Source organism: Microbulbifer litoralis, from assembly GCF_023634065.1.
GTDB lineage: Bacteria > Pseudomonadota > Gammaproteobacteria > Pseudomonadales > Cellvibrionaceae > Microbulbifer > Microbulbifer litoralis.
On sequence record NZ_JALKCV010000019.1, the window covers coordinates 72,100 to 86,999 of the forward strand.

Genomic DNA, 14,900 nt, shown 5'->3' on the forward strand with positions numbered 1-14,900 from the left:
TACGCGATTTGATATTGCGTATTCCCATGCCGGGCGCGGCACTGCAGCCTGTGCCCACTGTTTCGCGTCGTCCGAATGTAACCGCGCAGCGCCGGAATCCGGGCATCCCCGGATTCCGCTTCGCTCCATCCGGGCTACCTCCATAGCCTGTCGGCACGCCATACCCCGTCATTCCGCAGTCCCTTCCCCCTCCTGTCTTGCCATGATCATAAGCATGCTTATAATAAGCGCCCTTAATTGGAGGGGCCATGTCCGTACAAGACAAAGAATCGCAGATGAGCTTCGAGCTGCACAGCTGTGCCCATCTGCTGCGGCGCAATTTTGACCGGCGGGCCAAGGCCCACGGTCTCAGCCGTTCCCGCTGGCAGGTGCTGTGGCACCTGGCCAAGGAGGAGGGGCAGAAGCAGGCGGAACTGGCCGAGCGTATGGATGTGGCGCCGATCAGCCTGGCGCGCCAGATCGACAAGCTGCAGGAAGAGGGCCTGGTGGAGCGCCGCCAGGATCCGGAGGACCGCCGTTGTTTCCGCATTTTTCTCACCGCTGCGGCCGAGCCGGCGCTGGAAATCCTGCGCGGCCTGGCCAGGCAAACCCGCAAGCAGGCACTGGTCGGGTTTTCCGGGGATGAGATCAAACAGCTGCAGGAGCTGCTGGAACGCCTGAAGAAGAACCTGGTGGAACCGGCGTAAGCGAACACTCGAGGAGTATTGAAGTGGTTAAAAAACTGGGACAGAAAACCGTGCGGCGCCTGGGTTTTGGCATCGGCCTCGTGGCGGCGGTGGCGGTCGGCGGCTGGTGCCTGTTCGGCGGTGGCAGCAGCGTGCACACCGAGAACGCCTATATCAAGGCCGACAAGCTCTCCCTGGCCGCGGAAGTCAGCGGCGTGGTGGCGAAAGTCGGGGTGCGCGCGAACCAGCGCGTGCAGAAGGGCGACCTGTTGGTACAGCTGGATGAAACACCGTTCAAGCTGGCGGTGGCCGAGGCCGAGGCGCACCTGGGCCAGATCCGCAACGACCTGCTGGCGCGCCGCGCCGAGTACGCCGAGGCGGAGGCCTCCCTGAAGCAGGCGCGCGAGGATGCGGACTTCTACCGCCGCCAGCTCAAGCGCAACGAGAAGCTGGAAGAGATGGCGGTCTCCAAGGCACAGCTGGACGAGGCTCGCCAGCAACTGAACCGCGCCCTGGCGCAGATCGATATCAACACCGAAAAGCTCGCCAGCCTGCGCGCCGAACTGGGCGGCAATCCGCAGATCCCGCTGGAGGAGCAGGCGGACCTGAAGGTGGCCCAGGCGCAACTGGACAAGGCGCGCTACCAGCTTTCCCGCACCCGCATTACCGCGCCGGTGAACGGCCTGATCTCCAACGAGGTGCCCCAGGTGGGCGAGATGGCGCCGTCCGGACTGAGCCTGATCAGCATGCTCGGCACCGAGGGTATCTGGGTCGAGGCCAACCTGAAGGAGACACAACTGGCAAAGGTCCGCGCCGGGCAGCAGGCGGAAGTCACCCTGGACGCCTACCCCGGTTTCAGCTGGCAGGCGCAGGTGGACAGCCTGAGCCCGGCCAGCGGCAGTGAGTTTGCGCTGATCCCGCCGCAGAACGCCAGTGGCAACTGGGTCAAGGTGGTGCAGCGGGTACCGGTGCGCCTGCGGCTCTACCCGAGCGAGGGTGCCCCGGCACTGCGCGCCGGCATGAGCGCCGAGGTGCGCATCGACACCAGCGAGGACGACAAGCTGGTTGCCGCGCGCGTCTCGGGCGGCGAGGGCAGCCGCGTCGTCCTGTCCAAGTGAGCGCGGCGGAATGAGCTCTGCTGTTAACGACAGCACCAAGACCCTGATGGTCACGGTCAGCATCATGCTGGCCACCATCATCCAGGTGCTGGATACCACCATTGCCAACGTGGCGCTGCCGCATATGCAGGGCAGCCTCGCGGCCAGCAGCGACCAGATTACCTGGGTGCTGACCTCCTATATCGTCGCCGCGGCCATCATGACCCTGCCGGTGGGCTACCTGTCGCAGCGCTTCGGGCGCCGGCGCCTGTTCCTGTGGTCGGTGGCCGGTTTCACTCTCACGTCGATGCTCTGCGGCCAGGCCGGCAGCCTCAACGAGATGATTTTCTGGCGCCTGATGCAGGGCGTGTTCGGCGCCGCGCTGGTGCCGCTGTCCCAGGCCACTCTGCTGGATACCTACCCGCGCGAGAAGCACGCCTCGGCCATGAGCATCTGGGGCATGGGGGTGATGATCGGCCCCATCCTGGGGCCGACCCTGGGCGGCTGGCTGACCGAGTACTACTCCTGGCGCTGGGTGTTCTACATCAACCTGCCGTTCGGCATCCTGTCGCTGATCGGTATCTGGTTGTACGTGCCGGAAGGCGAGACGAAAAAGACCCGTTTCGATGCACTGGGCTTCGGCCTGCTGGCACTGGCGGTGGGTGCGCTGCAGATGCTGCTGGACCGCGGCGAGCAGGTGCACTGGTTCGACTCCATCGAGATACAGCTGTACGCCATCGCCTCGGTGCTGGGCCTCTACCTGTTCGTGGTGCACTCCATGACCAGCAAGACCCCGTTCCTGTCGCCGGGGCTGTTCCGCGACCGCAATTATGTCTCCGGTGTGGTGTTCATCTTCGTGGTCGGCATCATCCTGCTGGCGACCATGGCGCTGTTGCCCTCTTACCTGCAGCAGTGGAAGGGCTATCCGGTGGTGACTACCGGCCTGGTATTGATGCCGCGCGGGCTCGGCGTCATGGCGGCGATGATGATCGTGGGCCGGCTGCTGCGCTATGTGGATGGCCGCATCATGATCGGGGTAGGGATGTTGCTGGTGAGCCTGTCGCTGCACCTGATGGCCGGCTTCAACCTGCAGGTGAGCCAGAGCGCACTGGTGTGGACCGGTATCCTGCAGGGGCTGGGGCTCGGCTTCGTCTTCGTGCCCATCTCCACGCTGGCCTACGCCACCCTGCCGGCGCAGCTGCGCGGTGAGGCCACGGCGCTGTTCAGCCTGTCGCGCAACCTGGGCAGCAGTATCGGCGTGTCCATCGTGATGGCGGTGCTGACGCGCAATATGTGGATCAACGAGCAGCAGCTCGGCGGGCGGCTGCAGCTGACGCCGGACCTGTTGCAGGCGATGCCCAGTGCCAGCCAGGTATCGGCACTGCCCGGTGGTGTCTACCAGGAGCTGTTGCGACAAGCGGCGGAAATTTCCTATGTGAACGATTTCCAGTTGCTGATGTGGATCAACCTGGCGGCGATGCCGCTGGTGTTCCTGCTGGCGAATCCGGGCAGTAAAAGTGAGGCGGCTGCCTGATGTTGGCATAGCCCCGGTCCCGGATTCCGCTGCGCTGCATCCGGGCTACACCGCGTAGCCTGGATGCAGCGCAGCGAAATCCGGGGAGCCGTGGCCTCCCAAATTATCCCTTCACTGAGCCGCCATATCCGGCGGATAAATGGCATCGGTCTCGCCGCTGGTTTCAAACAGCGAACCGCTGGAAGCGATCCAGCCGGCATCGTCGTGGGCCTGCAGCTGGAAATTGCCGGCCGGGGTGTCGATGCCGCCCACCGTCAGGCTCTCGCCGCGGGTAAAGCTGACCTGGTAGCGCTGTCCGTCGTTGCCGTCGATATGGCCGTACCAGCTGATACTGTCGTAGTCGTGTTTTTTGACACGGTCGATCACTACTTCGTAAGCGGTATTTGCCTCGGTAATATCGATGGCGACCCGGTCGCCCGCCTGCAGGCTCTCGAGTTTTAGCGGGCTGAACTGAACCAGTTGCCGGCCGTCGTGCAGCTGCTCCTCCTCCAGCGGAATCTTTTCCGTGGCGACGGCATCCGTGGACGACCACATATCGCGGCGCGCCACTGCCCGCGCCACTTCCTGCGCAGTGAAATGCCTCCCCGGGCGCCGCGCGTTCATGGTCGCCACGCGCTCGCGGATTTCCTCCGGCACCGAACGGTCCCCCGCTTCGGCCGCGTTGTCCGGATCGGGGCCGGCGCTGTTGCGGTTATCGTTCGCCCCTTCCCGTTGCTGGCTGGATGCGGCCGCCGTTTGCGCCGCGGATTGTTCCGGCTGCGGGCCGGGGGCCTGGGACAGCGACCACCAGATGCCGCCGGCCACTGCCATTGCCAGGCCCACTGTGTAAGCGATTTTTTTCATGATGTTCCCCGCCTGAAAATAAGGCGCCCGACGGGATCGCCGGGCGCAGCGATCAACGGCTGATGCGGATCCAGTTCAGGTTCCAGCCGCCGGTCTGGGCATACAGGCCCAGGTTGTAGGTGCCGGCGGGAATATGAACCGTATGCGATACGGTCACCCAGTTCTGCCATCCGCCGGTGGCCGGCAGGGCGAGCTCGCCGAGAACGGTGGTGCCGCCATCCAGGTCCAGCGAGACGCGACCGCCGCCGTCCTGGCTGGCTACGCGGTACTCCACCGTGTAGTTGCCGGTCTCGGGGAAGGTGATGCTGTTGTAGGCCATCCAGTCGCCGGTATCGATCCAGCCGACATTCTGGCCGCCGCCGGCATCGGTGGTATTTTCCAGGTCCACGCCGGCGCTGGAGAAATAGCTCTCCGCCTGGATGGTGCGGTTGAAACCGCCGGTGGTGGAAACGATCAGGGAACTGGTCAGGTCGTTGATGCCCTCGTTGACCAGGCAGTTGTCGTCACCGGTCTTGACCACCCGGTTGCCGGAGAAGTTGGCATCCGTGAACAGCTCGGCGCGGTAGCCGTTCTGCACGCGGATCGATGAAACATCGTCGTTCAGGATGCCGCGGGCATTGAGGTCGGCGACGTTGTAGCTGCCGGCCTGCAGTCCCACGCTGTAGCCGCCGTAATTGCAGTGCTCCGACAATACCACCGGGCCACCGGTACCGGCCGTGGGCCGGAAGGCGGCAATTTCGTCGCGCACATTGTGAATCGCGAGCGCGCCGTAGGCCTCTTCAGGGTGGCCCACCGGCAGGCCGCAGGGGTAGCCGCGACAGGTGAGGTTGGGATTGGAGAAACGGTTGACGCGGGTGGTATTGAACACGCCCTCATAGGCCATGATGTCCACGAACACACTGTCGACACCGTAGCCGACGCCGTAGCGGAAGCGGGCACCGCTGGTATCGCCCTGGCGGCGCGAGTGGTTCAGGCCCATGTTGTGACCCAGTTCGTGGGCCATCACCATCGGCCCGCAGCCGGGGTGCACGACATTCCAGGTCCAGTTCGGGTCGACGGCCACGTAGCCGACACCGCAGGCACCGGTGGCGTGCAGTTGCGACACGAAATCCGCCCCCAGTTGATTGCGCAGTGACAATACGGAATTGTTGACGCGCAGGTTGCCGAGCACTTCACCCTGGTCGGCGCCGGCCTGCTGGTTGTGGCGCACGCCCACGAGGCGCAGTTGCACGTCGATCTGGCTGTCGGCATAGGCGGCGTTCATCTGGTTGACCCAGTTGGTGACCGCGGTCTGTGGATCGCCGGAGAAATAATCGGCGGTGTACTGGTCGTACAGCACCAGCAGGTCCACCGTCGCCGCCTGCGCGCTGGCGGCGATGGTGAGGCAGGCCGCAGACAGGCAGCGGGTCAATCGCTTGACGATTTTTCGTTGCGAGAGGCTCATAGGGATTTCCCGTTTTTATTGTATGGATGATAGTGAAAACCGCCTGTACAGCCGGGAGCAGACGATACGGCAAAAAAATTAGCACTGCGCCAAAGGGGCTGTACAGAAAGGTTCCCCGGAACGCAGATCCCACTTTAAAGTGGGACAGGGAGTCGAAAAAAATCGGTGAAGGACGGGAGAAAGGTCAAGGTTTTTCCGGAACCGCTGGAAATGAAGCTGGATGATTGCGGGAGGGACAAAGAAAAATATTCGGCCCGGATTTTCCGCTGCGCAGTGGAAAATCCGGGACAGCGTGCGGCGGGTTTCAGTTGGCCCGCTGCCAGGTCTGGGTCCGGTAGAAGAAGCCGAGATAACCCCGCACTTTCAACTGGTTGCCCTCGAGCCAGAACTTGCAGTCGTAGACCTTGCCCTTGGTGGGGTCGAGAATCTGGCCGCCCTCGTAGACGTCGCCGTTTTTCACCATGCCGGTGATCACGTCCATGCCCACGATCCGCTGGCCCTTGCGTGGGCCGGGGCATTTTTCACACACGGTGTCGTCCGGCTTCATCAGCAGGTCCACGACCCGGCCGTAGTACTTGCCGCCCTTTTCGTAGATCTCGACGATGGACTTGGGCTGGCCCGTCTCGTCGTCGATGGTGCGCCACTTGCCCAGCACGTCCGCGGCGCTGGCCTGCAGTGCGAACAGCAGGCAGCAGGCGGCCATCAGCAGGTTTCTCATCGTCATCTCGCTTACCCCTTTTCTGGAATGTGACCGGAATAATACACCAGGTCACCGGGAAAATCGGGATTCCTATTCCAGTGTAGCCCCGGCGCGGGATTGGGATAGTGGGGAATCATCGGCCGGTCATCGACTGCCGTGAGTGTCGTCATTCCCGCGTATGCCGGAATCCGGGAGCCTACGCTGGATGCCGGATCGAGTCCGGCATGACGATTCACGCCGACAGGCCGCCCGTCAGGACGAGCAGCTGATCGGCATATGCTTGCCGGTCTCCGGTGGCGAAGCGGCCCAGGTCTCGTGTTCCGGGTGCTCGTCGAAGGGCGACTGCAGCAGCTCGAACAGGGTCTGCAGCGGGCGGTAGTCGCCGCCCTCGGCGGCATCGATAACGCGCTGCGCCAGGTAGTTGCGCAACACGAACTTGGGGTTGGCGCACAGCATGGCGCGGTTGCGGCTGCTGGAATCGCTGTTTTCCCGCTCGAGGCGCTGGTCGTAGTGATCCAGCCAGTGCAACAGCGCATCCTGTTGCGCCGCCGGAACCAACGCATTCAGCGCCTCTGGCGGGCGCTCGCCGCGGTAGTGGGCCAGTGCGCGGAAGAACAGCGTGTAGTCCGCGCGGGCGTCGGCCAGCAGTTGCAGCAGGTCGGCGCACAGTTTCCGGTCACCGTCCTCCCCGGTGGTGAGACCCAGCTTGGCGCGCATGCGCGCGGCGTAGGCGTCGATCAGGTGCGGCTGGAATTCCTCCAGGCAGTCCTTCAGTGAATCAGTACTCACAAATGCGGAAAACGCGTGTGCCAGTGCATTCAGGTTCCAAAGCACCACGCCCGGTTGCTGCTCGAAGGCGTAGCGGCCGGTGTGGTCCGAGTGATTGCAGATGAACTCCGGTTCGTAGTCGTCCAGGAAGCCGTAGGGACCGAAATCGAAGGTGTCGCCGATAATCGACATATTGTCGGTGTTCAGCACGCCGTGGGCGAAGCCCGCGGCCTGCCAGCCGGCGGCCAGGTCGGCGCTGCGCTGCACGGTAAAGCGCAGCAGTGCCTCGGCCTTTTCGCTGTCCGGCAGCGACAGCGCCTCCGGCAGGAAGCGCGCACAGGTGAAATCGATCAGCTGCATCAGCGCTTCCAGCTGGCGGGTATAGAAGAAATATTCGAAGTGGCCGAAACGGATATGGGTCTCGGCCACGCGGATCAGCATGGCACCGCTCTCGATTTTCTCCCGCGCCACCGGCTCGTCGCTGCCCACCAGGCACAGGGCGCGCGTGGTGCGGATGCCCAGCCCGTGCAGCGCCTCGCCGGCCAGGTATTCGCGGATGGTGGAGCGCAGCACTGCGCGGCCGTCGCCGAAGCGGGAGTAGGGCGTCTTGCCGGCGCCTTTCAGGTGCAGCTCCCAGGGCCTGCCCCGGTGCTCGACTTCGCCCAACAGCAGCGCGCGGCCGTCGCCCAGGTCCGGGTTGTAGACGCCGAACTGGTGGCCGGTGTATTTCATTGCGAACGGCTTCGAGCCGGGAAACAGCTTTTTGCCGCAACCGAACTGGGCCCAGGCCGGGTTATCGACCTCGTCCCGGTCGATGCCCAGCAGCTCGAGCGCCGCCGGGTTTACGTGAATCAGCTTCGGATGTTCGAACGGCGTCGGGTCGATCCGGGTGCCGAAGGCGTCGCCGAGATCGGCGTAGTGGTGACTGAGGGTGACTTGGCTGAGCTTCATAAATTGCCATTGTAGGGTGGGCGACCGCCGGGTATCCACCCGCGCTCGACGGGGATTCTCGTCATTCCGGCGAAGGCCGGAATCCAGCTGCCCCGGAACTGGATACTGGTACCGGATCAGGTCCGGCACAGGCTCTTCGCCGAATTGACGACATCCATCAAAACTGGATGCAAACAGAGTATCTACAGGGATAGGAGAGGCTAAACCGTGTCCAGCTCCAGCCACACCGGCTCGCCCCGCCAGCGCTCCACCTCCTGGTACAGCAGATCCTCGATCGCCGGGTACAGGTCCAGCCAGGCGTGGTTGGCGCGCAGCCGGTAGTGGTCGCCAGCGGCCGCCAGCTGCAGGCCGCGGACACTGCGGTCGGTGTGGTCCCGGTGCACGATACAGGCCAGCCGCAGGCACAGGGTCAGGTCCGGGTTCGGGTGGAAGCCGTAGTGTTCACGCGGCGGCTTGAGGCGCCCGCGCTGGTTGCGGATCAGGTGCGCCAGGTGTTCCTGCTCCGTCTTTGAAAAGCCGGCCATATCCGCCTGCTCGATCATATAGGCCCCCAGCTTGCGAAAGTTGCTGTGGGACAGGGCCAGGCCGATCTCGTGCAGCCGCGCGGCCCAGCGCAGGCGCTGCAGCTGTTCGGCGCCGCAGCCCGGGCGCAGTTGCAGCAGCAGGTCGTGGGCGGTGTCGCCGACGCGGCGCGCCTGGTCCACATCGATCTGGCCGCGCTGCATCAGCGTGGCCACGGTATCGGCGCGCCGGTCGCCGCCGTGCAGGCGGCCGGCCAGGTCGTGCACTATGCCCTCGCGAATGGCGTAGGGGGAAACCTGCATCTCGGCGATATCCAGCTCGCAGAAGACCGCGTGCAGTATCGCCAGCCCGGCGGCGAATACCGGCCGCCGCGCTTCATCCAGATGGGGCAGTGCCAGCTCGTCGATGGTCGCAGTGGCGGCCACCCGTTCCGCCAGTGCGTCGATATCGGCGCGGCGGATCGGGCTGAGCTCACCGCCGTTCAGCACCCGCGCGACCGATTTGACCGTGCCCGAGGCGCCCACCACCTCGGCGCTGTCCGCCAGGTGCTGCAGTCCCTGCAGCTCCGCACAGGCGGCGCGGCGGGCGCGCTCGAAATTGCTGGCGCCCTTCTTCTTGCCGCTGGCGATGATGCCGTCGGCAAAAAAGCGCTGGCGGTAGGAGACACAGCCCATATACAGGCTCTGCAGCTGTTGCGGTACCTCGCGCCCGCGCACCAGCTCGGTGGAGCCGCCGCCGATATCGATGGCGCAGCGCAGCCGCGGCGGGCCGTCGGCGGCGGCCAGCACACCGGTGTAGATCAGGCGCGCCTCCTCGATACCGCTGATGATCTCGATCGGCGCACCGAGGATGGATTCGGCCGATTCCAGGAAGCCGTCGGCATTGGCGGCGGCGCGCAGTGTGTTGGTGCCGACAACACGGATATGATCGGTGGGGAGTTCCGCCAGCACCGGGCGGAAGCGGCGCATGGCCAACAGCGCCCGTTCGGCCACTTCCGGATCCAGGTTGCGGGCCTCGTCCAGGCCCTCCGCCAGGCGTACCATGGCGCGGTCCGTGTGCAGGCGCACCATGCGCTGGTCGCGGAACTCCGCCAGCAGCAGGTGAAAGCTGTTGGACCCCAGGTCCAGTGCGGCGTAGCGTTCGGCGTCGCGCTCCATCGGCTATCCTGTCAAAAAGTTGTCACGAGAATGTAGCAAACTGTCGCGCAGATAAACCGAAGGTTTCGCCGGGCTGTGGCCACACCGCAGCATCCCGGAGCCATTTCAGGGAGTCCCCGATTCCCGGCCGCACAATAAGCAGTTCGTACATGTCCAATAATACGCCCCTATACCCGAAAGAGCTAAGCTGGCTGTCCTTCAATGAGCGCGTGTTGCAGGAAGTCGAGGACGAGACCGTACCCATCATCGAACGGGTGCGGTTTCTCGGTATCTTTTCCAACAACCTGGATGAATTCTACCGCGTGCGGGTCGCCGACGTTCGGCGCCTGGCCACCTTTGCCAAGGGCGGCAATAAGAAGGAACACTTCTCCGAGCTGCTGGCGAGCATCAACGAAAAGGTATTGCGGCTGCAGCGGCGCTCGTTCAGCGCCTACTCCAAGGTGCTGGCGGACCTGGACCGGCACAGTATCCACCTGGTCAATGAAGAACAGCTGACCGTGCAGCAGCGCGCCTTCGTCGAGGACTATTTCCACCGCGAGGTGCTGCCGGAGCTGGAACCCTTCTTTATCGACGATCGCGACACCATGCCACTGCTGAACGAAGCGAGCATTTACTTCGCCATCTACCTGCAGCTCGAGGGCGAGGCGGAACGCTTCGCCGCCATGGAGATCCCCACCGATGTACTGCCGCGCTTTGTGGTGATACCGCCGCGGGAGGGCCGGCACGAGAAGGTGTACACGGTGCTCGACAATGTCATCCGCGCCTGCCTGGCGGATGTGTTCCGCAATGTGCTGCCGATCAAAAAGGCCGAGGCCTACATGTTCAAGATCAGCCGCGACGCGGAGCTGGAGCTGGGGGAACATATCACGCAGAACATCGTCGACCGGGTGGCGAAGTCCCTGAAGAAACGCAAGCAGGCCGACCCGGTGCGCCTGGCCCACGATGCGGCCATGCCGGAAGTGCTGCTGAACCTGGTCAAGAAAAAACTCAGGATGGGGCGCTACGACAGCTACACCCCCGGCGGCCGCTACCACAATTCCAAGGACTTTATGGCCTTTCCGGCGGACTCCGCCCGCCACCGCTACAAACCGTTGAAAACCCTGGAAACACTGCCGGTTGGCGAGAGCGTCTTCGAGCAGGTGAGCCGGCGCGACCTGTTTTTCTACTACCCGTACCACGACTTCCGCGCAATCACCAACCTGCTGATCAGCGCCGCCATAGACCCGCAGGTAAAGGAAATCCGCATCAACCTCTACCGGGTGGCCAAGAACTCGCGCGTGGTGGCCGCGCTGGTCAATGCCGTGCGCAACAACAAGCGCGTGATCGCGGTGGTGGAGTTGCAGGCGCGTTTCGACGAACTGGCCAATATCCACTGGTCCGCCGAGCTGCGCGACGCCGGCGTCAAGGTGATCTACGGCGTGCCCGGGCTCAAGGTGCACTGCAAGCTGATCTCCATCCTGCGCGAGGAAAACGGCGAGGACCGCTTCTACACCCACTTCGGCACCGGCAACTTCAACGAAAGCACCGCGCGCGTCTACTGCGATTTCAGCCTGCTGACCAGCGATTGGGAACTGGGCCAGGATGCCTACAACGTATTCGAGTTTATCCAGTACACCCACCGGCGCCCCAAGTACCGCCACATCGCCGTATCCCCCCACACCAACCGCCCGGCCCTGCTACAGGCCATCGACCGCGAAATAGAGGCCGCCGGCGCCGGCCTGCCGGCGGAACTCTTCTTCAAGTGCAACAACCTGGTGGACAGCGAGGTGATCGAACGCCTGTACCGCGCCAGCGCCGCCGGGGTCCGAATACGCATTATCGTGCGCAGCATGTGCGCCCTGGTCTGCGACACCGCCGGCCTGTCGGACAATATCCAGGTCATCAGCCTGGTGGACAAGTACCTGGAGCACGCGCGCGTCTATATCTTCCACAATGGTGGCGACGAGAAAATCTGGCTCTCCTCGGCAGACCTGATGACCCGCAACCTCGACCACCGCGTGGAAGTCACCTTCCCCGTGACCGACGAAAAGCACCGCGCAACGGTCCGCAAGATCATGGAACTCCAGTGGAGCGACAACCAGAAGGCGCGGGTACTGGATGCGGAACAGAGCAATACCCGTATTGCCAGCAATACCGACAGGGGCTGCCGGGCGCAGGATACGATCTACCGTTATCTCAAGAGACTCACCTATTAAGGGGTTCATGATTGTATTAACAGCTACTCGGATTCCTTTAACAACGGACGTTTCCTGCATTGCCCCCAGCCGGTCGTCATCCCGGATCGAGCGCGGGATGACGGCTTAAAAGGGCGGGCTTTGGTCAAAACAATTTTGAGATAACTAATAAGTATTCAGTTAAGGGATGGCTGTATTCGATCCCTTCTTACCTGGGGCGAAGGAAAGGTCGGTCCAGACTCCCGGAGTTTTTCTGCGGCGAAGGACTTCACCGCCACGGTCAAAGTGCCGGCAATCTCGCGTTGCACGAGGATTCCGTCAGAGAGGCACCGCCATCCCTACTTTTTCCGACTTGATCACTACCTTGGAAGAGAATTTCTTGACATTGGCATTCGACATAAGGACCTGCCTGCACAGGTTGTCGAAGTCATCCATGCTTTTGGTTACGACAATCACCACAAAATCCACTTCTCCGGCGACATAATAAAACTGCTGTACGCGACTCTCCTCATTCAACTGGGCAATAAACTTATCCAGTGCCTTTTCACCGCCCTTCTCCAGGGTGACATCGATGATGACGGTTATAAATCCCGGCAGCTTTTCCCTGTCCAGTATGGCAACCTCGTTGCTTACAATGCCCTCCGCTTTCAGCCTCTTGATCCTTCGCTGGCAGGCTGAGGCCGAAAGCCCCACCCTGACTCCCAGCTCCTCGGTGCTGATGCGGCTACTGGTTTGCAGAATCTTGAGAATCTCTGTATCGAAGGAGTCCACGCCCGATTTTCTTCATATATAGCAAAATATCGCCTGAATATAGGCGTTGAACGTCCGGTTTTCAAGCGAAGCGGTGGGTTTCACGGAATATAATCTGCTCGCAGAAAGCACTTTACTTAATAACCCGGAAATCTATATGGGTCGAATTTTGTACAGCGGAAACCGCAACGCATCGAGTTGGGCATTTCGCGCCTGGCTGGCGCTCAAGGAACAGAATATTCCGTTCAGGGAAGAGATCGTCGATATCCGTCGTCCGCAACGATGGCAAAACCTGGAGGGAATAGGCGAGTTCTCACCGCCGGCCGCGGTTCCAGTTCTCGATGATGATGGGTATATCATTTTCGATTCGCTTGCCATCATGGAGTATGCCAACGAACTCGGTAACAATGACCTGTTGCCTGATGACATCCAGGCGAGGGCCAAGGCCAGAGCCTTTTCAGCCTGGCAGCACTCCACCTTTGGTCGTGTGTGCCCGTGTTTATCTTTCGAAAGTGCATTTTATCCGGATAAAAAATCTCTGTCGGATGATGAAAAACGGGAGATTGAAAAAGTTTACTCAATCTGGGAGGGCACGATCGAGCAGTTTGGCGGCGATTATCTGATCGGGAACTACTCACTCGCCGATATTATGCTCGTCCCGTCAGTCGTGAGATTCTCCTCCCACCACCAGCCAGACCACCGTTGGCCAAAAACTGAAACCTGGTTCAGCAGGTTGCTGGATCGCCCTTTCGTCAGGGAGTGGTTGGATGAGGCAAGTCGGCTGGAACCTGTATACCTGCCTGGATACAGAAACGATCCCTGACTGATTGTCCGTGATGAGATATCAGGAGCTGCCGAAACGCCAGAGCTGTCCTGCCAAGCGGAAATTTTTCTCAGAGTAGGACGGAAAGTGGCAAGGGCTGTGAAGGAATGCCTGAGTGATCACTCTCGCTTCAGGGCTGCCGGGATCTCACTGGGGTAAACTGGAACATCACCGTTTGGAGCGCGGAATGAAAGTACTCAATATCCATGAACGCGTATTTCGCCAGAACGAGCCGGTCGGGAAGCTGATAGACTCACTCGCATCCGAAGAGGATGCCTTGTGGCCAGTCGAGACATGGCCCCGCATGGTATTCGACCGGCCGCTGGCGCGGGGGGCGATTGGCGGACATGGACCGATTCGCTATTTTGTCGAAGCATACCGGCCCGGCGAGTCAATCAGGTTCCGTTTTACCGGGCCAAAAGGGTTCAATGGATGGCACGGCTACGAAATTGTTCCTGCCGAACGCCAGGGCATTGTTCTCCAGCACACACTTGAAATGACAACCAGCGGACTCGCAATCCTTTCCTGGCCACTGGTTTTCCGCCCGCTGCACGATGCCTTGATCGAGGACTCGTTGACCAGGGCTGAGGCGTCCCTCGGCAATAGCCCCTCGGTTCAACCCTGGTCACCCTGGGTAAAGCTGCTCCGCTGGATTTTTGGCAGGAAGGGGGCGCGCCAGCGGGCTGCGGGCAGGAACTGACGGACAGTATCCGCGTCATCAGCCTGATAAATTAATTCCCCTGCACGAGTATTGGATGCGGAACAGAGCAATACCCGTACTGCAGTACCACCGACAAGGGTTGTCGGGCCCTGGATGCGATTTACCGGCACCTTAGACGGTGGGAGTGAGTAACTCCTCACCCCTGCCGCCCCTGTCCAAAGCCTTTCCCGATTTTTAACCCTTTGCTGACATACCGCTGCCCGCCCTCTACGTGACCAAAAACCGCTGGACATTTCGGCCCTCGGGACCGATATCGTGGATGCCCGTCCTGAAAGCCGGAAAAGATCTATAGAATCAGTAAGTTAACGGAAAAGGAAAAATCGGGATAGCAGTCGTCACGATCGAATTTGCAATTTGGTACGTTCAACCAAATATCGCTACAGCCTTGACGTCATGGGCCTTTGAAGACATTCTGGCGATTATTTCGACTTTAGATATCAATCAAGGTGATATCGGTCGTGGGGACTACGATATAACTGTTAGGTGCCATCATGGCAATGTATGGATCAACATGGAGAGAGCACCCGTTTCTTATAGGAAAACGTTATGTTGCAAAAACGGATTTGCCCTCGTTCAATACAATCGACATAAAGGCTGGTCACATATACGAGTTAAGAGAAATTTGCCATAGCCACTACGATGGAGCCTCGGTTTTTACGTTTCAGTGCATAAAAACAGATAAATTAGCCAACTGGTGGTGGTTTGATAGCGAGCCAGATAATTTGTGCTTAGACCACTTCAAGGAAAGCAC

General features: G+C 61.4%; 13 protein-coding genes. 7 read left to right on the forward strand and 6 right to left on the reverse strand.

Annotated elements, in window-relative coordinates; all coding sequences use genetic code 11:
• Positions 1–248: 248 nt before the first annotated feature.
• The 3 genes from MWN76_RS20085 to MWN76_RS20095 are packed head-to-tail and all read left to right on the forward strand — an operon-like array spanning position 249 to position 3,296.
• A complete protein-coding gene (locus MWN76_RS20085; protein ID WP_250464834.1) occupies positions 249–686 on the forward strand; it encodes a MarR family winged helix-turn-helix transcriptional regulator in 438 nt (145 codons plus the stop codon).
• Positions 687–709: 23 nt separating this feature from the next.
• Positions 710–1,783, forward strand: a complete 1,074-nt coding sequence (locus MWN76_RS20090) for an HlyD family secretion protein (RefSeq protein ID WP_250464836.1) — start codon at positions 710–712, stop codon at positions 1,781–1,783.
• A gap of 10 nt (positions 1,784–1,793) precedes the next feature.
• Positions 1,794–3,296 carry a DHA2 family efflux MFS transporter permease subunit gene (locus MWN76_RS20095; RefSeq protein ID WP_250464838.1) on the forward strand — a complete coding sequence of 501 codons (1,503 nt, stop codon included), beginning with the start codon at positions 1,794–1,796 and terminating at the stop codon, positions 3,294–3,296.
• A gap of 111 nt (positions 3,297–3,407) precedes the next feature.
• On the opposite strand, the gene MWN76_RS20100 is transcribed toward MWN76_RS20095, so the two are convergent.
• The 5 genes from MWN76_RS20100 to MWN76_RS20120 all read right to left on the reverse strand — a co-directional run bounded on the left by MWN76_RS20100 (position 3,408) and on the right by MWN76_RS20120 (position 9,681).
• Entirely contained in the window at positions 3,408–4,139 is a 732-nt protein-coding gene (locus MWN76_RS20100; RefSeq protein WP_250464840.1) for a hypothetical protein, read from the reverse strand.
• Positions 4,140–4,191: 52 nt separating this feature from the next.
• Positions 4,192–5,583, reverse strand: coding sequence for a carbohydrate-binding protein (locus MWN76_RS20105; RefSeq protein WP_250464842.1), 1,392 nt, complete (start codon positions 5,581–5,583; stop codon positions 4,192–4,194).
• A 304-nt stretch (positions 5,584–5,887) separates the two neighbouring features.
• Positions 5,888–6,307: a DUF2147 domain-containing protein gene (locus MWN76_RS20110; RefSeq protein WP_250464843.1), complete on the reverse strand. Its 420-nt coding sequence runs from the start codon at positions 6,305–6,307 to the stop codon at positions 5,888–5,890.
• Between the two features lie 228 nt (positions 6,308–6,535).
• Positions 6,536–8,002 carry a protein adenylyltransferase SelO gene (locus MWN76_RS20115; protein ID WP_250464845.1) on the reverse strand — a complete coding sequence of 489 codons (1,467 nt, stop codon included), beginning with the start codon at positions 8,000–8,002 and terminating at the stop codon, positions 6,536–6,538.
• Positions 8,003–8,202: 200 nt separating this feature from the next.
• Entirely contained in the window at positions 8,203–9,681 is a 1,479-nt protein-coding gene (locus MWN76_RS20120) for a Ppx/GppA phosphatase family protein (RefSeq protein WP_250464847.1), read from the reverse strand.
• A gap of 149 nt (positions 9,682–9,830) precedes the next feature.
• On the opposite strand from MWN76_RS20120, the gene ppk1 reads away from it, so the two are divergent.
• The gene (gene ppk1, locus MWN76_RS20125) at positions 9,831–11,876 is read left to right on the forward strand and encodes a polyphosphate kinase 1 (RefSeq protein WP_250464849.1); all 2,046 of its coding nucleotides are present in this window, start codon (positions 9,831–9,833) and stop codon (positions 11,874–11,876) included.
• 297 nt (positions 11,877–12,173) lie between these two features.
• Here ppk1 and MWN76_RS21230 read toward each other — a convergent pair whose 3' ends face one another.
• Entirely contained in the window at positions 12,174–12,626 is a 453-nt protein-coding gene (locus tag MWN76_RS21230) for an Lrp/AsnC family transcriptional regulator (RefSeq protein ID WP_250464851.1), read from the reverse strand.
• A gap of 73 nt (positions 12,627–12,699) precedes the next feature.
• Here MWN76_RS21230 and MWN76_RS20135 point away from each other — a divergent pair, with 73 nt between their 5' ends.
• The 3 genes from MWN76_RS20135 to MWN76_RS20145 form a co-directional block, all read left to right on the forward strand.
• The gene (locus tag MWN76_RS20135) at positions 12,700–13,428 is read left to right on the forward strand and encodes a glutathione S-transferase family protein (RefSeq protein ID WP_250464853.1); all 729 of its coding nucleotides are present in this window, start codon (positions 12,700–12,702) and stop codon (positions 13,426–13,428) included.
• A gap of 187 nt (positions 13,429–13,615) precedes the next feature.
• Entirely contained in the window at positions 13,616–14,128 is a 513-nt protein-coding gene (locus MWN76_RS20140) for a hypothetical protein (RefSeq protein ID WP_250464855.1), read from the forward strand.
• Positions 14,129–14,640: 512 nt separating this feature from the next.
• Positions 14,641–14,900, forward strand: a 260-nt coding sequence (locus MWN76_RS20145) for a hypothetical protein (protein ID WP_250464857.1), incomplete at its 3' end; no start/stop codon positions are given.